The organism is Solwaraspora sp. WMMD1047 (assembly GCF_029626155.1).
GTDB lineage: Bacteria > Actinomycetota > Actinomycetes > Mycobacteriales > Micromonosporaceae > WMMD1047.
The window spans coordinates 4,181,029-4,197,760 of the sequence record NZ_JARUBL010000001.1 but is presented as its reverse complement, the minus strand read 5'-3'; the positions used below and the strand labels follow the sequence as shown (position 1 = coordinate 4,197,760).

The window sequence follows — 16,732 nt, the reverse complement described above, 5'->3', positions numbered from 1 at the left end:
GACCCGGCGGCCGACGCGGACTGACCCGGCTACAGGCCCTCGACGGTCGGGGTGCCGGGGGCGGGCGGGGTTGCCTCGGCTGGGGCGGTGTCGACCACGATCGGGGCGTGGTCGGACGGGCCCTTGCCCTTGCGGGCCTCCCGATCCACGTACGCCGACGCGACGTCGGCCGCGAACCCCGCCGTCGCGTACACCAGATCGATGCGCATGCCCTTGTTCTGGTGGAACATCCCGGCCCGGTAGTCCCAGTAGGTGTACGGGTGCGGCCCCTTCATCGGGGTCGGCACGATGTCGACGAGCCCGAGCGCCCGCAACTCCGCCAGCGCCTGCCGCTCGGCCGGCGTCACGTGCGTCGAGTCGACGAAGAGCGCCGGATCCCAGACGTCCGCGTCGGTCGGCGCCACGTTGAAGTCGCCGCAGACCGCCAGCGGCCGGTCGTCGCGTAGGTCGGCCGCGACGGCGCCGCGCAACGCCGCCAGCCAGTCCAGCTTGTACGCGTAGTGCGGCGAATCCGGCGTCCGGCCGTTGGGCACGTAGACCGACCAGACCCGCAGCCCGCCGCAGGTGGCCGAGATGGCCCGCGCCTCCGGGTCCGGGAAGCCGGGCTCACCGGGGAAGCCGACGGTGACGTCGTCCAGCCCCACCCGGGAGAGCACGGCCACCCCGTTCCACCGGCCGTCGGAGTGGCTGGCGGTCAGGTAGCCGAGCTCGGCCACCTCGGCGGCCGGGAACGACCCGTCCGGACACTTCGTCTCCTGCAGGCAGACCACGTCCGGACGGGTGTCGGCCAGCCAGCCGAGCAGCCGGGGGAGGCGGGCCTTCACCGAGTTCACGTTCCAGGTGGCCAGGCGCATCCCACCAGCTTGCCGCATCGGCGTGTCAACCGGTCGGACCGTCGCCCGGCTTGCCCTGCTCGGCGAGGAAGCGCTCCAGCTCCGCGCCGAGTTCGTCGGCGGTCGGCAGCGGCCCGGTCGGCCCCAGCAGGTTGCTGCCGGCCCGGCCCCGGGTGAAGGCGTCGTACTGCTCCTCCAGGGCGTGCACCAGCGCGTTCGCCTCGTCGGTCTGGGCCACCTGCCGGTCGATGTCGGTGCGGACCAGCTCGGCGGCCGACCGCAGGCCCTCGGTGGGCAGCAGCAGGCCGGTGCTGCGGGAGACCGAGGCGAGCAGCAGTTCGGCGGCGGCCGGGTACTCGCTCTGCGCCACGTAGTGCGGCACGTGCACCGCGAAGCCCACCGCGTCCTGGCCCTGCTCGCCGAGGCGGTACTCCAGCAGATGGCCGGCGCTGCCGGGCACCTGGACCCGCTGCAGCCACGGTTCGTACCCGCTGATCAGGTCCTTGCGGGTGGCGTGCGCGGTGACCCCGGTGGGCCGGGTGTGCGGGACGGCCATCGGGATCGCGTTCAGCCCGACCGTGAGCCGCACGTTGAGCCGCCCGACCAGGGCGATGGCGGCGGCGGTGAACCGTTCCCACTGCAGGTCCGGCTCCGGGCCACCGAACAGCAGGAACGGGGTGCCGGCGTCGTCGCGCAGCAGGTGCAGCTCCAGCTTCGGCTCGTCGTAGGACTCCCAGTGGTCCTCGACGAAGGTCATGATCGGCCGGCGGGACCGATAGTCGAGCAGCTGGTCGAGGTCGAAGCTGGCGATCGGCTGGGCGTCGAGGGTCGACAGCAGGTGCTCCCGGGCCAACCTGGTGGCGTGACCGGCGTCGACGAAGCCGGTCAGGGCCTGGATCAGCACCGGTTGCCCCAGCTCTGGCAGGTCATCGGTGAGCTGGTAGAGCTCGTGCGGATCGAGCACCGGTTGGAACCTCCTCAACGAGAGCGCCGGGCCGCCGTCCGAGCCGGACGACGCCCTGTCTGTTGAACGCTCCCGCCATCTTGGTCCATTCCGCCAGCGGGCCGGCTACGGCCCCACCCGGTCGCTCGCCGCCGGCCAGGTGGCCGGGGCTGACTGGGCCGAACGGGGGAGAGCTGGACCAAGATGTGGCGAGCGCCACTGGAATCACTCTGTGTGATCGCGTTGGCGCCTGCCTAGCCTCGTCGGATGCCTGACGACGACCACCTTCAGAAGCAGGATCAAGCCGCCGACCAGGCCGGCCGACCCGATGCCGCCGACCCGGCGGCCCGGACCGCCCGGGGCCGGCTGGCCAGACCGTTGACCACGCTGCGGCGCCGGGTGGACCGGGCGCCGGTCCGGACCCGGGTCACCGCCGGGGCGCTCTGCTGCCTCGGGGTGCTGGCCTTCGCCGGCGCCCAGGCCCGCGAGACCGGCGGCGGCCGGGACACCGGAACCCACCCGACCGTCGACACCGCGACCGCTGCAACTGCCGCGCCCTCGACGGCCGGCCTGCCCGCCGGCGCTGCCGGTGGGCAGGGCGGCGGCGCCCCGACCGCCGCCCCGCCGGAGGCTGCCGCCGGGCCGGTGCCGGTCGAAGCGGCACCGGCCGAACCGCCGGCGATCGTCAACCCGGGACCGGTGGCCGGGCTGTCGCAGGTCCAGGTCGACAACGCCCAGGCGATCGTCCGGACCGGCCACGACCTCGGCCTGCCACGACGTGCGCTGGTGATCGCGGTGGCCACCGCGATGCAGGAGAGCACCCTGCTCAACCGGGCCAGCGAGGTGCTGCCGGAGTCGAAGAACTACCCGCACCAGGGCACCGGCTGGGACCACGACTCGGTGGGCCTGTTCCAGCAGCGCACCAGCAGCGGCTGGGGACCGGTGGCGAAGCTGATGGACCCGGCGTACGCGTCCCAGCGGTTCTTCGAGGCGCTGCTGCGGGTGCCCGGCTGGCAGTACCTGCGGCTCACCGAGGCGGCCCAGGCGGTGCAGGTGTCGGCGTACCCGGAGCACTACGCCCGGCACGAGGCGCAGGCCGAGCAGGTCGTCGCGGCGATCAAGCCGACGGACCGCTGACCACGACTCGGTCGAGGTCCGGCGCCGGCCGCCGGCCACCGCCGAACGTGATGGTGTTCTGGCCGCCGGCCAGGCTGAGGGTGAGCGTGCGGGCGCCGACGGTGGACCAGCCGCCGGTGGCGGCGAACTCGTGGCCGGCCGGTCGGCCGTTCACGGTGACCGTGGCCGCCCGCGGCTCGCCGCTGACGTAGTGGAACGTGACGGCGTACCGGCCGGGGGTCGGGGCGATGACGGTGAACCGGACCAGGTTGGCCGACCCGTCGCCGAGCCAACCGACCACCACGCCGCCCGACGCGCCGGAGACCGGGCGCGGGGTGGCCCGCCCGCCGCGCACCGCCTGCTCCGCCTCAAGGGAGAGGGTGAGGCCAGGCTCGGCCGCGTCCGGTGCCGCCGCGGTCGGCGGCCGGATCTCGGTGACCCCGGGTCGCTCGGACCGGCTCGCCGGCTGGCTGGGCGCCGGCGCGGTCCGGTCCCCGCCGCGACTGCCGTCGCTGGGGCGGGCGGCGCCCGGCCGGTCGGTGGTCGTACCGGTGCCGGTCGGCGTGGGCGCGGCGGAGCCGGTGGGGCCGGCGTCGGAGGGTAGGGCGACGGTGGGTGCCGGCCGGGCCTGACGGTCCGGGACGGACCGGTTGTCCAGCCGGTCGACAAGCAGCGGCACGGCGGTCGCGGCCAGCACGGTGGCGGCGGTGGCGACCGCCACCAACACAGCGGTACGCCAGCGGCGCGCGGGCCGCTCGGCGGGTTCCCCGACCGTCGGGTCGGTCCGGTCCGAGCCGTCGGCGGCCGACCCGGCAGCCGGCTTCTCGACCGGCTTTCCGGTCCGCCCGCCGGGCGTCGCGTGGCCCCCGCCGGGCGTCGCGTGGCCCCCGCCGGGCGTCGCGTGGCCCCCGCCGGGCGTCGCGTGGCCACCGTCCGGCTCGCGGATCACCGGGATGAGTTCGGTCACTGCCGCGTCACCGTCGGTCTGGTCGGCTCGCGCGCTGGGTGGCAGCCAGCCGCCGATCCGCAGCTCCGCCGGGCGCTCGTCGTCCGACCGTGCCATGAGACCTCCCGTCGCGCCCACCCGGCCGGTCCCGGTGCCGCCCGCGCCGGTGACCTCCATCCGCTCGTCGTCGATCGAGGAGGCTACCGCAGCGGCGCCCGGGCCGAGACCGGCCGTACGGGCGAGGGCACCTCGCCGCTGGGTTGACCTTGGAACCCACTATGGACGCGGGTCGGCGGCCCGGCAGGTGTCCCACGCATCGCCGCAGGGTAAGCCGTCACCCACCCCTGCTACCCCCGGAGCTTTCCGTGACCGAACCGCGAATGCCGAACGAATCGTCCGTGCCGAACGAATCGCCCGTGCCGGACGGATCACCAGCGATGAGCGAAGCCCCAGCGGCAGCTGAACCGCAAACGCCGTCGGCGGAGCCGATGGCGGATCCGATCGAGGTCCCGCCGGCCGGACTCTGGGACCGGATGAAGGCCGACCCGCAGTACGCCCCCGAGCACCTGGCCCTGGAGGCGGTCCGCCGGCTCGGCCCGGAGGCCCGCCGCTGGGCCGACCGGGTACGCCAGCAGCGGCCCGGTATCGGGTCGGACGAGTTGGCGAAGGTGGCGGTCAAGAAGTTCGTCGCCCGGGCCCGGCTCTCCGGCGCCGTCTCCGGCGCCGCCGGCCTGCCCGGCGCCATCGTGGACGTCGGCGTGCTGGCCTGGACGCAGGCCCGGATGGTGCTGCACATCGCCGCGGCGCACGGCGTCGACCCGGAGCACCCGGACCGGGCCACCGACCTGCTCGTGCTGCAGAAGGTCCACAAGGTGGCCGAGGCGGCCCGGCTCGCGCTGGGCGTCGCGGCCGGCCGGGAGCGGCTGGGTGGCGCGGTGAGCGCGCCGCTGGGCCGGGTGATGCTCCGGCTGGGTGTGCGGCTGGCGCAGATGGCCGGCGTCCGGGCCGCCAAGCGGATGTTCGCGAAAGTGGTCCCCGGTGCGGCGGTCATCCTCGGCACCTGGGCCAACTCGTCGGCCACCAGCGACCTGGCCCGACGGTCCATCGCGCACTACCGGGCCGCCCAGCCCGGCCCGCAGCCCGGCAGCCCGCAGCCCGGGGGTCAGCCGACCGCGCGGGCGTAGCCGGACGCGTCCCAGGTCACGTCCGCCAGCTTGTTCAGCCCGCTGACGTTCGGGTGGAAGTGGTCGAGCTGGGTCACCATGTCGAGGCTGAACCGCACCCGGTGCGCCGCGCCGCCGTCGTGCCGGCAGCGGGAGCCGTACTTGCGGCAGGCGGCGGCGAGGTGGTCGTTGTAGGCGTCGATGCGATCCCGGAACCGGGCCCGGCGGTCGGCGTCGGCGGCCGTGGTCGAGGTGGGGTTGGCCAGCAGCGCCGGGCAGATCCCGAAGTCCCAGGTCTCGACGACCCGCTCGTCGCGGTGGCCGATCTCCCAGAGTCGGTACAGGTCCGGGATGCTGACCACCAGCACCCGGGCCTTCGGCAGTCCCTTCTTCAGGGTGGCCAGCGCCTGGTCGATGTCGGCCCGGAAGTCCGCCGGGCTGGTCATCTCGTCGATCGCGTTGCGGCAGGCGTCGTTGGCGCCGATCAGCACCGTGACGTACTGCGCCTTGTGCCGGACCGCCCCGGCGGCCTGGTCCGGCAGCGCCGAGGCGCGGGCGCCGGCCCGGGCCAGGTTGTGGGCGTTGCGCCGTAGCGCCGGGTTGGCATCGACGAGTCGCCGGTAGTGACTGTCGATGCGCAGCCCGTCGCCGGTGGACCACGAGTTGCGGGTGCAGGTGCTCAGCGACAGGCAGGAGCCGAAGCCGGCCGTGATCGAGTCGCCGAGCGCGGCCATCGACGACGGTATCCCGCCCTTGGGCGAGGCCGGCGGGTCCGGCGCCGGCCCGCCGCTGTCGCCGCCCTCTTCGCAGGCCAACACGAAGACGGTCAGGAAGGCCAGGACGGCGGTGGTCCAGCGACGCATTGTTCCCCCGGATCTGGAGCGGAGCGCAACGGATCAGTAACCCTACGCGGTAACTTTGTTGGCCGAAACCGCCGTTCGGGAGGTTAGTCGGGTATCGGATCGGGTAGTTCGGGCCAATGGCCGCGAAATCGCAGCCCCGAGGGGCGAAGGGGACCGTCGGACATCCGAAGAGCGCGCTCAATCTGCGCCTGCTGCTGGCCGCGTTCGGGTTGGTGGTCTGCGTCGTACTCGGGTTCCTGACCGCCCGCGCCGGCTTCCCGCTGCCGGCGGTCATCCTGGGCTTGCTCGCCGCGGTCGCCGCCGTCGACCTGGTGGTGATTCAGCGTCGGCGGGCGGCCCGCCGCCGGGAGGAGCCGGGAACACGGCATTCGCTCTTCGAGTGAACCGGCAGCCGCGGGTGAGCCGCGAGGTGCGGGTGAGCCGCGGGGGCGCGGGACGGAAGGGATCCAGCATGACCATCGCCAGCGTCAACCCGGCCACCGGCCAGGTGATCAAGACTTTCGACCCGATGACGGACGAGCAGCTCGATGCCGCGATCGGGCGGGCTGCGGCGGCCTTCGCCGCCCTGCGCCGCACCGACGTCGGGCAGCGGGCCGGCTGGCTGACCGCCGCCGCCGACCTGCTCGACGCCGACCGGGACAGCGTGGCCCGGATGATGACCATGGAGATGGGCAAGACCTACGCCGCGGCCCGAGCCGAGGTGACCAAGTGCGCGGCGGCCTGCCGGTTCTACGCCGAGCACGCGCCGGCCTATCTGGCCGACGAGCCCGCCGACGCGGAGGCGGTCGGCGCCCGCCGGGCACTGGTCCGCTACCAGCCGATCGGGCCGGTGTTGGCGGTGATGCCGTGGAACTTCCCGCTCTGGCAGGTCATGCGCTTCGCCGCCCCGGCGCTGATGGCCGGCAACGTCGGGCTGCTCAAGCACGCCTCGAACGTGCCGCAGACGGCGCTCTTCCTCGACGAGCTGTTCCGCCGGGCCGGGTTCCCGGTCGGCGCCTTCCAGGCGCTGCTGATCGGCTCCCGGGAGGTCGAGCGGGTGCTCACCGACGACCGGGTGCGGGCGGCCACGTTGACCGGCAGCGAACCGGCCGGCCGGGCGGTCGCCCGGATCGCCGGCCAGCAGCTCAAGAAGACGGTTCTGGAACTCGGCGGCAGCGACCCGTTCGTGGTGATGCCCTCGGCCGACCTCGACCGGGCCGCCGAGGTGGCGGTCGTCGCCCGCTGCCAGAACAACGGCCAGTCCTGCATCGCGGCCAAGCGGTTCATCGTCCACACGGATGTCTTCGACGCCTTCGCCGAGGCGTTCGTGGCGCGGATGTCGGCGCTGCGGGTCGGCGATCCGATGTCCGAACAGACCGACGTCGGGCCGCTGGCCACTGAGAACGGCCGGGCCGACGTCCAGGAGCAGGTCCGCGACGCCGTCGACAAGGGCGCCCGGGTGCTCTGCGGCGGCGAACTCCCGCCGGGTGACGGCTGGTGGTATCCGCCGACGGTGGTCACCGACCTGACGCCGCGGATGCGGATGTGGTCCGAGGAGGTCTTCGGGCCGGTCGCGGGCCTCTACCGGGTCGGCTCCTACGACGAGGCGGTGGAGCTGGCCAACGGTACGAGCTTCGGGCTGGGCGCCAACGCGTGGACCACGGACCCGGCGGAGCAGGAGCGGTTCGCCACCGACCTGGACGCCGGCAGCGTCTTCATCAACGGCATGACCACGTCCTACCCGCAGTTGCCATTCGGTGGGGTCCGCAACTCCGGCTACGGCCGGGAGCTCTCCTCGCACGGGCTGCGGGAGTTCTGCAACGTCAAGACCGTCTGGATCGGCGCCGGTGGTGCCGCCGCCGGCACCGGCTCGCACAGCGAGTAGCCGGCTCCGCGGGTATGCCGCCGGCTGGTTCTGGGTACGAACCCCGGCCATGACGGTGTACGGAATCCACGCCTCCCACGAACAGATCCACCCCGCCGAGCTGCTGGCCGCGGTGGTGCACGCGGAGCGGGCCGGCTTCGACGCGGCGATGTCGTCCGACCACTTCTCCCCGTGGAGCGCCCGGCAGGGCCAGTCCGGGTTCGCCTGGTCCTGGCTGGGTGCCGCCCTGCAGGCCACCGACCTGCCGCTGGGAGTGGTGAACGCACCCGGTCAGCGCTACCACCCGGCGATCATCGCCCAGGCGATCGGCACCCTCGGGGCGATGTACCCGGGCCGGTTCTGGGCGGCGCTGGGCACCGGCGAGGCCAGCAACGAGCACATCACCGGGCAGACCTGGCCGCGCAAGGAGATCCGCACCGCCCGGCTGCGGGAGTGCGTCGACGTGATCCGGGCACTGCTGGCCGGCGAGGAGGTCAGCCACGACGGCCTGGTCACCGTCGACCGGGCCCGGCTCTGGACCCGGCCCGAGCAGCCGCCGGCGCTGGTCGGCGCGGCGGTGAGCGTGCCGACGGCCCGCTGGTGCGCCGAGTGGGCCGACGGGCTGATCACGGTGAACGCCCCGGTGCCGCACCTGCGCCAGATGATCGACGCCTATCGGGAGGCCGGCGGTCGGGGCAAGCTGCACCTGCAGGTGCACCTGAGCTGGACCCCCGACCAGGCCGAGGCGGAACGGCTGGCGTACGAGCAGTGGCGCAGCAACGTGTTCGCCCCGCCGGTCTGCTGGGACCTGGAGATGACCGAGCACTTCGACGTGGTCAGCGAGGACGTGCCGGCCGAGAAGGTCGCCGAGGTGGTGAACATCAGCGCCGACCTGGGCCGGCACACGGCCTGGCTGCAGGAGTACGCCGAGCTCGGCTTCGACGAGATCTACCTGCACCACGTCGGCCAGCGGCTGGAGCCGTTCATCGACGCGTTCGGGGCGGAGGTGCTGCCGAAGCTGCGGACCGCCACCGCCGGGTGAGCCCTTGGCCCTAGGCTCGCCCCATGGAGGCGCTGGTCGAGGCGGTGCTCTTCCTCACGGTGGCCATCCTGGGTACGGCGTTGGCCCGGCGGTTCGGGCTGCTCTCGCCGATCCTGCTGGTCTTCGCCGGGCTCGGGCTGTCGCTGGTGCCGGGATTCCCGGACATCCGGCTGCACCCGGAGGTGGTGCTCGCCGGCATCCTCCCGCCACTGCTCTACGTGGCCGCCGTCGAGACCTCGGTGCCGGCCTTCCGGCGCAACCTGCGACCGATCCTGCTGCTCGCGGTCGGGCTGGTGCTCTTCACCGCCGTGCTGGTCGGCGTCGTCGTACACCTGCTCCTGCCGGAGCTGCCGCTGGCGATCTGCCTGGCCTTCGGCGCGGTGGTCGCCCCGCCGGACGCGATCGCGGCGACCGCGGTGGCCCGCCGGGTCGGCCTGCCCCGCCGGGTCGTCACGATCCTGGAAGGCGAGAGCCTGGTCAACGACGCCACCGCGCTGGTGCTGCTGCGGGTGGCCACCGCCGCCGCGCTGGGCGCGGCCGTGCAGGTGGGCGAGGTCGTCGTCGAGGTGGTCGTCGCGGCCGGCGGCGGGATCCTCGTCGGTGCGGCGGGCGCGCTGGTCATCGGCCTGGCCCACCGCCGTACCTCCGATCCGGTACTGGACAACGCGCTGTCACTGCTCACGCCGTTCCTGGTGGCGCTGGTCGCCGAGCTGATCGGGGCGTCCAGCGTGGTGGCCGTGGTGGTGGCCGGCCTCGCGCTGGGGCACCGGCTGCCGGTGCTGATGTCGGCGGCCTCCCGGCTGCAGATGACCGCCTTCTGGAACTTGGTGAAGTTCCTGCTGGAGGGGGTGGTCTTCCTTCTCGTCGGGCTCCAGTTGCGGGACGTCGTGCAGGCGTTGGAGCCGCCCTGGACGCGGGTGGCGCTGGTGACCGGGGTCGTCCTGCTGACCGTGCTGGTGGGCCGGTTCGTCTGGGTCTTCCCGGCGGCCTACCTGGTCCGGCTCGCGCCCCGGTTCGCCGGCGGTGAGCCGAGGCCACCGGTCGGGCTGCCGGTGGTGGTCTCCTGGGCCGGCATGCGCGGGGTGGTCACCCTGGCCGCCGCCCTGTCGCTGCCGCTGACCCTGGCCGGCGGCGCGACCTACCCGCGGGAGCTGTTCATCTGGACCGCCCTGGCGGTGATCATGGTGACGCTGGTGGTCCAGGGCACCACCCTGCCGGCGGTGGCCCGCCGGTCCAACCTGCCGCCCGACGACCCGGCCGCGGATGTGTTGGCCGGGGCGGCCGTGCAGCAGGAGGCGACCCGGGCCGCGGAGCAGCGGCTGGCGGCGGCCGGTGACGAGCTGCCACCGGCGGTACGGGAGCGGCTGCGCCAGTCCGTGCGCAACCGCGCGCTCGGCGCCTGGGAACTGCTCGGCGGCGACGAGGAGACACCGTCGCAGGCGTACGCCCGACTCCGGCGGGAGATGATCGAAGCGGAACGGGAGGTGTTCCGCCGGGCCCGCGACGACGGACGCATCGCCGAGGAGGTTCTGGTCCGGGCGTACCGTGATCTGGACCTGGAGGAGTCACTGCTGCGACACGGGAGCGCCGAATGACCTGCCCGCACCTCACCGCCGCCGGCACGCCGGCACCGCAGACCACCGAGGGCTGCCAGGATTGCCTGGCCACCGGCTCGCACGACTGGGTGCACCTGCGCGAATGCCTGGACTGCGGGCACGTCGGCTGCTGCGATTCGTCACCGCGCCGGCACGCCACCGCGCACTTCCGGGGCACCGGCCACCCGGTGGTCCGGTCGTTCGAGCCGGGGGAGTCGTGGCGCTGGTGCTACCTGGACGAGACGGTCGGCTGACCACTGCCGGTCAGCCGCCGCTCCAGCAGTTGACCCGGCCATCCGCGGCCCGACAGCTCCACGATGAACGGTTCGGTGGCGACGAAGCCATGCCGCTCGTAGTAGCGGACCAGGGCCCGGTCGTCGCCGGCGTAACAGTCCACCCGGAGCAGTCCGAGGCCGCGTTCACGGGCGATCACCTCGGCGTACGCCAGCAGTCGCGACCCGATCCCGGAGCCGGCGTGCGCCCGGTCGGTGACCAGCAGGTTGATGTAGAGCTCGGGCTCGGCGGCGGGCGGCACGTACGGCATCGCCTCGCCGACCACCAGGGCACCAACCGGTTTGCCGGCCCGTTCGGCCAGGTGGAGGCCGCCGCCGGCCGCCCAGCGGCGGGCCTGGGCGACCCGGCGCGGGTCGGTCGAGTGCGGTTCGCTGCCCCACTGAGCCGTCCTGCCCTGCGCGACCAGCCACCGGGTCGCGCCGTCCAGCAACGCCAGCACGGCCGCCACGTCGTCCGGACCGCCCGGCCGGACCACGATCTGAGCGTCGCTCGCCATGCTGCCATGCTGACACCGCGTCGCCGGTTCCGTACCGTCGGCCCATGATGCGGGCCGGCGCCCGGTGCCGCCGCGCGGCCGGTCGACCCGGCCGCGCGGCACCGGTCCGGTCAGGTCACCGGCAGCCCCGCCCGATGTTGATGCACCGCGCGATCTTCTTCATCTGTCGCTCCGAGTTGACGTTGATGAAGTCGTTGTGGTCGGAGAACGGGTTGTGATCCTCCTCGGGGAAGGAATCGAGCGCGAACTGCCCGTTGAGCTGCACGTCACGCGGAATGTCGTAGGCGATGGTGATCCGCAGTTGCGGGATCGCCACGAAGTTCTCCGGGCACGCGCCGGTGGCCGCGTCGGCGAAGGAGAGATGCGACCGGTGGTTGTCGCTGTCGATGTTCTTGCCGTCCCAGCAGCCGGGGAAGTCGTGCACCCGCAACACCTGGCTGCCCTCGGGGCAGATCGGGTACCGCTCCGACAGCCGGTCGGCGAACCCGGTACAGGTCCAGGAGGGGCGGGCATTGGCGGGCCCCCGGCTGGTCGGCTTGGAGTCGCCGGTCAACGCCCGCATGAACCGGGGCATCGGCGTGACCTTGCTGGTGGGATTACCCCGGTACTCGATGCGGACCTCGGCCGGCCGGACGATTCCGCCGGTGTTGTTCGGCAGTTCCAGATTCGGCCCGGACGGCACGGGTAGCGCAGCGGGCTCCTCCTGGTCGGCGTTGCCGGCGCCCGCGTCACCCGGGGCGGCGCCGCCGAGGGCGCAGCTGGCCAGCGCGGTCAGCCCGGTGGGGCGGCTGGTGTGCCGGCCGATCGCGATCTCGATCCGGTCCAGGGTCGCGACCCGCTTGGCCGCCAGCGGTCCCATGATCGCGTTGTCGACGAAGTTCGGTCCACCCTGGCCCGCGGAGCTGACCAGACGTTCGTTCGCCTCGGCGATCTGCTTGTCGAGCAGGGCCAGGTTGCGGTTCACCTCGTCGACCGCCGGGGCCGGGACGCCCGGCAGGCGGTCCCGGACGTTGGGGCAGCGGACGGTCGGCGTGGCGAGGGTGCCGGTCCCGGTTGCCGAACCGGCGCCGTGGTGCCCGGCGTGCAGCGCGTCGTAGCTGACCGCGCAGTCCACCATCGACACCAGGCCGGTCGGCCGCGGGCCGTGCCGGTCCATCGCGACCGCGATCCGGTCGAGGGTGGCGGCCCGCCGGAACCGCAATGGTCCCAGCACCGAGTTGTTGAAGTCGGCGTCGATCCGGCCCCCGTTGGCGGCGAGCCGGGCGTTCGCCTCGGCCACCTGCCGGTCGAGCTCGGCCAGGCTGCGGCGTACCTCGTCGGCCGCGGCGGCCGGGACGGCCGGCAACCGGTCACCGGGACGGGGGCAGGAGACCGTCGGTACGCCGCCGGGATCCGCGCCGGCGTCGGCGCGCACCGAGCGGTCGATCCGTACGACCGGCCAGAAGTACGACGACCGGTCCCCGTTGGCGCAGGTCGTGCCGGCGGCGGCGAGGGCCTCGTCGCTGGTGTCGGCGGTGATCGCGAGATTGCCGACGAAGTCGTGCAGGTGCTCCGCGCCGTTGCTGATGCCCGGCTGCGCGACCGGATTGTCGGAGCTGAACTTGCCGTTCTCGTTCACTCCGCAGTCGACGCTGAAGACGCCGGTGGAGGCGTTCGGGCCGTTGGCCGGCGTGACCACGTTCGCGGCGACCTGCTCGATCGGGACGAAGTCGGACAGGTTGGCCTCGGCGGAGGCGGTGAAGCGGCCACCACCGGAGACGAACGTGACGGTGGCGGCGGCTCCGACGGTCACCGCGACCACCGCCAGCGCGAAGACCCGGGCCCGACCGGATCGGGTCAACGGATGTCGTCTGGGTCTGGTCCTCATTTCGCGGTCTCCTTCATCGATCTGCCGGAACCCTTCGCGGCTCCCGGGCCGGACGCGACACCCGACCTGGCGACCGGGTGCACCGGGAAGTACGGGCCGGCCGAGGCCGCGGGTCGATGAAGTGGGCGTGCGTAATCTGTTGGTAAGAACTCCACCTCAAAACGGGGTTCCAAACGCCACAAGGGACAGTCCTGATAGGACTGCCCCTTGGCTGGGCGATGCTTCGCCCGCGACTGGCGTCGGCGCGTTCCAGCCTACGCCGCCGGCCCCCGGCGACCCGGTAAATGATCTATTGCGAGCTTCTTACGGTCGGCAGTTCGCCGTCCCACCGCGCCACCTCCGCCGGCACCGGGATCACGTCCCCGGTGCCGACCAGGTGCACGTGCCACGGCAGCGGCTCGCCGGCCACCCGACTGGCGGTGAGCGCGGCCCCGGAACGGGCAACCACGAAGCGCGCCGCCTCGGTGCCGTCGGGAGCGGGGATCCGCACCGTCACCTCCGCGCCGTCGTCGAGCCGGTAGACCGCCAGGGTCACCCCGTCGGCGTACGGGTAGTCGGGGCGGTCGGCGACCGCCCCGAGCGGCAGCACCGTACCCGGTCGGACCAGGACCGGCACCCGGTCGAAGCCGACCGTCTCCCGCACCCACCCCGGGCCGGCGACCTCCGCCCCGGTCTGCAGATGCGTCCAGACCCCGGCGGGAAGGTAGTACCGCACCTCGCCGCCCGCGCTGAAGACCGGGGCGACCAGCAGGCTGTCGCCGAGCAGGTACTGCCGCTCCAGGTAGGGCACCGCCGGGTCGTCGGGGAACTCGGCGACCAGCGGGCGCATCACCGGCATCCCGTCGGTGTGGGCCAGCACCGCCTGCCCGAACAGGTACGGCATGAGTCGGGCCTTGAGCCGGGTGAACAGCCGCAGCACGTCGACCGCCTCCTCGTCGAACTCCCACGGCACCCGGTAGCTCTGGCTGCCGTGCAGCCGGCTGTGCGAGGAGAGCAGGCCGAACGGGATCCACCGTTTGAACAGCGCCGGATCCGGCCGGCCCTCGAACCCGCCGATGTCGTGGCTCCAGAAGCCGAAGCCGGACATCGCCAGCGACAACCCGCCGCGCAGGCTCTCGGCCATCGACTCGAAGGTCGACTCGCAGTCACCGCCCCAGTGCACCGGGAACTGCTGGCCGCCGGTGGTGGCCGACCGGGCGAACAGCACCGCCTCACCCTCGCCCCGGTGCTCGCGGAGCAGGTCGAAGACGGTCTCGTTGTAGAGGTGGGTGTAGTAGTTGTGCATCCGCTCCGGGTCGGACCCGTCGTGCCAGGCCACCTCGGTCGGAATCCGCTCGCCGAAGTCGGTCTTGAAGGCGTCGACCCCCATCTCCAGCAGGCCGCGCAGCTTGCCGGCGTACCAGCGCCGGGCGTCCGGGTTGGTGAAGTCGACGAGCGCCATGCCGGCCTGCCAGAGGTCGCACTGCCAGACGTCGCCGGCCGGAGTGCGGACCAGGTAGCCGCCGGCCATGCCCTCGGCGAACAGGGCCGAGCGTTGGCCGATGTAGGGGTTGATCCAGACGCAGATCCGCAGCCCGCGGGCGCGCAGCCGCTTGAGCATGACCGCCGGCTCGGGGAAGACCGCCGGGTCCCACTCGAAGTCCGACCAGTGGAACTCACGCATCCAGAAGCAGTCGAAGTGGAACACCGACAGCGGCAGGTCCCGGTCGGCCATTCCGTCGACGAACTTGTTCACCGTCTCCTCGTCGTAGGAGGTGGTGAAGGAGGTGCTCAGCCAGAGACCGAACGACCAGGCCGGCGGCAGCGCGGGCCGGCCGGTCAACGCGGTGTAGCGGCGCAGGATCTCCCGAGGGGTCGGGCCGTAGATGACCAGGTACTCCATCGTCTGTCCGGGGACGCTGAACGAGACCCGGGAGACGACCTCGGAGCCGACCTCGAACGAGACCCGACCCGGATGGTTGACGAATACCCCGTACCCGCCGGTGGTGAGGTAGAACGGCACGTTCTTGTAGGCGTGTTCGCTGCTGGTGCCGCCGTCCTCCTGCCAGATGTCGACGACCTGACCGTTCTTGACCAGCGGACCGAACCGCTCGCCCAGCCCGTAGACGGTGTCGCCGACCCCGAGGTTGAGCTGTTCGCGCACGTACGGACCGTCGTCGGTGTCGAGGGCGGCCATGCTCTTGCGGACGCTGGCGGTCAGCACCCGGCCGTCGGCGACGAACTCCAGCCGCCAGTCGTCACCCCGGTGGAAGCGGGCGGCGAGCGCGCCGGAGCTGATGGTGGCGTAGTCGACGCCGTCGCTGACCCGTACCTCGGTGTCCGGGTCGGTGGTCAGCGCGAAGTCGGGCCGCCGCGGCCGTTCGCCGAGAAAGTGGCCGACCTTGACGGCCAGCACGTTCGGTGCGGGGGAGGTGCACCGGATGGTCAGCATCGGCTGGTTGAGGGTGTCGCCCCGGTGGGTGATCTTCTTGGTCGAGGCGTACACGGTCAACGCGTCGGGTTCGACGGCGATGTCGTGCACCTCGACCGGGTGGATCGGCCGCACGCCGTCGCGCATCCGCCAGTAGCCGTTGCTGAACTTCATCGAGGCCCCATCTGCTTGACCGCGCCGGACATGACATTGGTACGGGTTCACGGAACGTCGATGCGGCTCTTCGTCGAAACGCTTCGACTGGAAAGCTATGAGGGCGTCGGAGTCATGTCAATGCCATGACGACGAAATTTCGCGCCCGTGTCAGAGGCGGATGCGTGCCGGCCGACCACGGCAGACCCGATAGACGGCGGTCAGCGGACCCGGTCCCGGGGGCAGGGTCCGGCGGGCGGGTGCCGGTCGGCGTGGTCGGCGGGCTCGCGGGGGCCGGGGCGCCAGGCCGCCGACGAGGCGGCCGGCCGGCCGATGGGCTTCAGGATGTGACTGAGCAGGGCGGACATCGCCGCCGACGGTTCCAGCTGAAGATCACGAAGGATGAGGTCGCGGTAGGTGTAGAAGGCGTGCAGCGCCTCGTAGGCGTTCCCCTCCGCCAGGTGCACCTCGACGATCAGCCGGTGCGGGGTCTCCCGGAGCGGCTCGGCGCGGGCCGCCTCCAGCGCCGCCTGCAGCGCCTCGCCGTGCCGGCCCAGGCGCAACTGCGCCCGGGCGATCTCCTCCAGCGCGTGCAACCGGAGCTGGCGCAGGCGTTCGCGTTCCAGCGTCACCCAGTCGTCGTACCAGCCCGGCAGCAGGTCGTGGCGACCGGCGGCGAGGATCCCGTCGGTGGTGCGCGGGTCGTCGCCGTCGCGTACCCGGGCCGCCGACCGGACCAGCTCGTCGACGTCGACATCGACGGCCGCGGCCAGCCGGACCGCGTCGCCGGCCGCCACGATCGTGCCGGGCGCCTGCCGACGCAGCCGCCACAACGCGGTACGCAGGCAGGAGAGCGCGCGCTCGTCGGGTGTCTCCGGCCACAGCAGACCGGCCAGGTGGCTGCGGGTGGCGCCGGGGCGGAGCGCGGCGAGGGCGACCACCCGCTGCAGGCCGTGCGGAAGTTCGGCGGGTACGCCGTCCACGGTGAGCCGGAAACCGTCGAGGAGGAACAACCGGACGATGTGCACCGTCGGCGGATCCGGATCGGAGGCCCTACGGTTCGCCGGGACGCGCCCGCCGTTGGAAGAGATCACGGTCGAACCCCCCTGCGCCGGAAGTCTGCGTCCCCGAAGCCGCTGGCCGGAGACCCCGATGTCCCGGGAGGGCT

General features: G+C 73.0%; 15 protein-coding genes. 7 read left to right on the top strand and 8 right to left on the bottom strand.

What is annotated here, in order from left to right; genetic code table 11:
- Positions 1–29 precede the first annotated feature (29 nt).
- Both O7627_RS19100 and O7627_RS19095 read right to left on the bottom strand, forming a co-directional pair.
- Entirely contained in the window at positions 30–854 is an 825-nt protein-coding gene (locus O7627_RS19100; protein ID WP_278094883.1) for an exodeoxyribonuclease III, read from the bottom strand.
- A 25-nt stretch (positions 855–879) separates the two neighbouring features.
- Positions 880–1,797: a PAC2 family protein gene (locus tag O7627_RS19095; protein ID WP_278094882.1), complete on the bottom strand. Its 918-nt coding sequence runs from the start codon at positions 1,795–1,797 to the stop codon at positions 880–882.
- A 246-nt stretch (positions 1,798–2,043) separates the two neighbouring features.
- Between O7627_RS19095 and O7627_RS19090 the strand changes: the two genes are divergently transcribed.
- On the top strand, positions 2,044–2,913 hold the full coding sequence (locus O7627_RS19090; RefSeq protein WP_278094881.1) for a hypothetical protein: 870 nt from the start codon (positions 2,044–2,046) through the stop codon (positions 2,911–2,913).
- Here O7627_RS19090 and O7627_RS19085 read toward each other — a convergent pair.
- A complete protein-coding gene (locus tag O7627_RS19085; RefSeq protein ID WP_278094880.1) occupies positions 2,894–3,955 on the bottom strand; it encodes a hypothetical protein in 1,062 nt (353 codons plus the stop codon). The two genes, O7627_RS19090 and O7627_RS19085, sit on opposite strands and share 20 nt — an antisense overlap.
- A gap of 371 nt (positions 3,956–4,326) precedes the next feature.
- Between O7627_RS19085 and O7627_RS19080 the strand changes: the two genes are divergently transcribed.
- Complete coding sequence (locus O7627_RS19080) at positions 4,327–5,022, top strand: EcsC family protein (protein WP_278094879.1); 696 nt, start codon at positions 4,327–4,329, stop codon at positions 5,020–5,022.
- Here the strand turns inward: O7627_RS19080 and O7627_RS19075 are convergent.
- Positions 5,001–5,864, bottom strand: a complete 864-nt coding sequence (locus tag O7627_RS19075) for an SGNH/GDSL hydrolase family protein (RefSeq protein ID WP_278094878.1) — start codon at positions 5,862–5,864, stop codon at positions 5,001–5,003. The two genes, O7627_RS19080 and O7627_RS19075, sit on opposite strands and share 22 nt — an antisense overlap.
- Before the next feature lie 116 nt (positions 5,865–5,980).
- Here O7627_RS19075 and O7627_RS19070 point away from each other — a divergent pair, with 116 nt between their 5' ends.
- The 5 genes from O7627_RS19070 to O7627_RS19050 all read left to right on the top strand — a co-directional run bounded on the left by O7627_RS19070 (position 5,981) and on the right by O7627_RS19050 (position 10,598).
- A complete protein-coding gene (locus O7627_RS19070; RefSeq protein WP_278094877.1) occupies positions 5,981–6,247 on the top strand; it encodes a DUF6343 family protein in 267 nt (88 codons plus the stop codon).
- A gap of 68 nt (positions 6,248–6,315) precedes the next feature.
- Positions 6,316–7,728 (top strand): NADP-dependent succinic semialdehyde dehydrogenase, encoded by a 1,413-nt coding sequence (locus O7627_RS19065; protein ID WP_278094876.1) that lies wholly within the window; start codon positions 6,316–6,318, stop codon positions 7,726–7,728.
- 49 nt (positions 7,729–7,777) lie between these two features.
- Positions 7,778–8,749: a TIGR03885 family FMN-dependent LLM class oxidoreductase gene (locus O7627_RS19060; RefSeq protein ID WP_278094875.1), complete on the top strand. Its 972-nt coding sequence runs from the start codon at positions 7,778–7,780 to the stop codon at positions 8,747–8,749.
- A gap of 23 nt (positions 8,750–8,772) precedes the next feature.
- Positions 8,773–10,344, top strand: a complete 1,572-nt coding sequence (locus tag O7627_RS19055; RefSeq protein ID WP_278094874.1) for a Na+/H+ antiporter — start codon at positions 8,773–8,775, stop codon at positions 10,342–10,344.
- A complete protein-coding gene (locus O7627_RS19050; protein WP_278094873.1) occupies positions 10,341–10,598 on the top strand; it encodes a UBP-type zinc finger domain-containing protein in 258 nt (85 codons plus the stop codon). Before O7627_RS19055 ends, O7627_RS19050 begins: the two co-directional genes overlap by 4 nt.
- Here O7627_RS19050 and O7627_RS19045 read toward each other — a convergent pair.
- The 4 genes from O7627_RS19045 to O7627_RS19030 form a co-directional block, all read right to left on the bottom strand.
- Positions 10,574–11,134 (bottom strand): GNAT family N-acetyltransferase, encoded by a 561-nt coding sequence (locus O7627_RS19045; RefSeq protein WP_278094872.1) that lies wholly within the window; start codon positions 11,132–11,134, stop codon positions 10,574–10,576. The genes O7627_RS19050 and O7627_RS19045 overlap by 25 nt on opposite strands.
- A 115-nt stretch (positions 11,135–11,249) precedes the next feature.
- Positions 11,250–13,001 (bottom strand): DUF1996 domain-containing protein, encoded by a 1,752-nt coding sequence (locus O7627_RS19040; protein ID WP_278094871.1) that lies wholly within the window; start codon positions 12,999–13,001, stop codon positions 11,250–11,252.
- Positions 13,002–13,290: 289 nt separating this feature from the next.
- A complete protein-coding gene (gene yicI / locus O7627_RS19035) occupies positions 13,291–15,585 on the bottom strand; it encodes an alpha-xylosidase (RefSeq protein ID WP_278094870.1) in 2,295 nt (764 codons plus the stop codon).
- Positions 15,586–15,785: 200 nt separating this feature from the next.
- Positions 15,786–16,586 (bottom strand): BTAD domain-containing putative transcriptional regulator, encoded by an 801-nt coding sequence (locus O7627_RS19030; RefSeq protein WP_278098330.1) that lies wholly within the window; start codon positions 16,584–16,586, stop codon positions 15,786–15,788.
- Between the last annotated feature and the right edge of the window lie 146 nt (positions 16,587–16,732).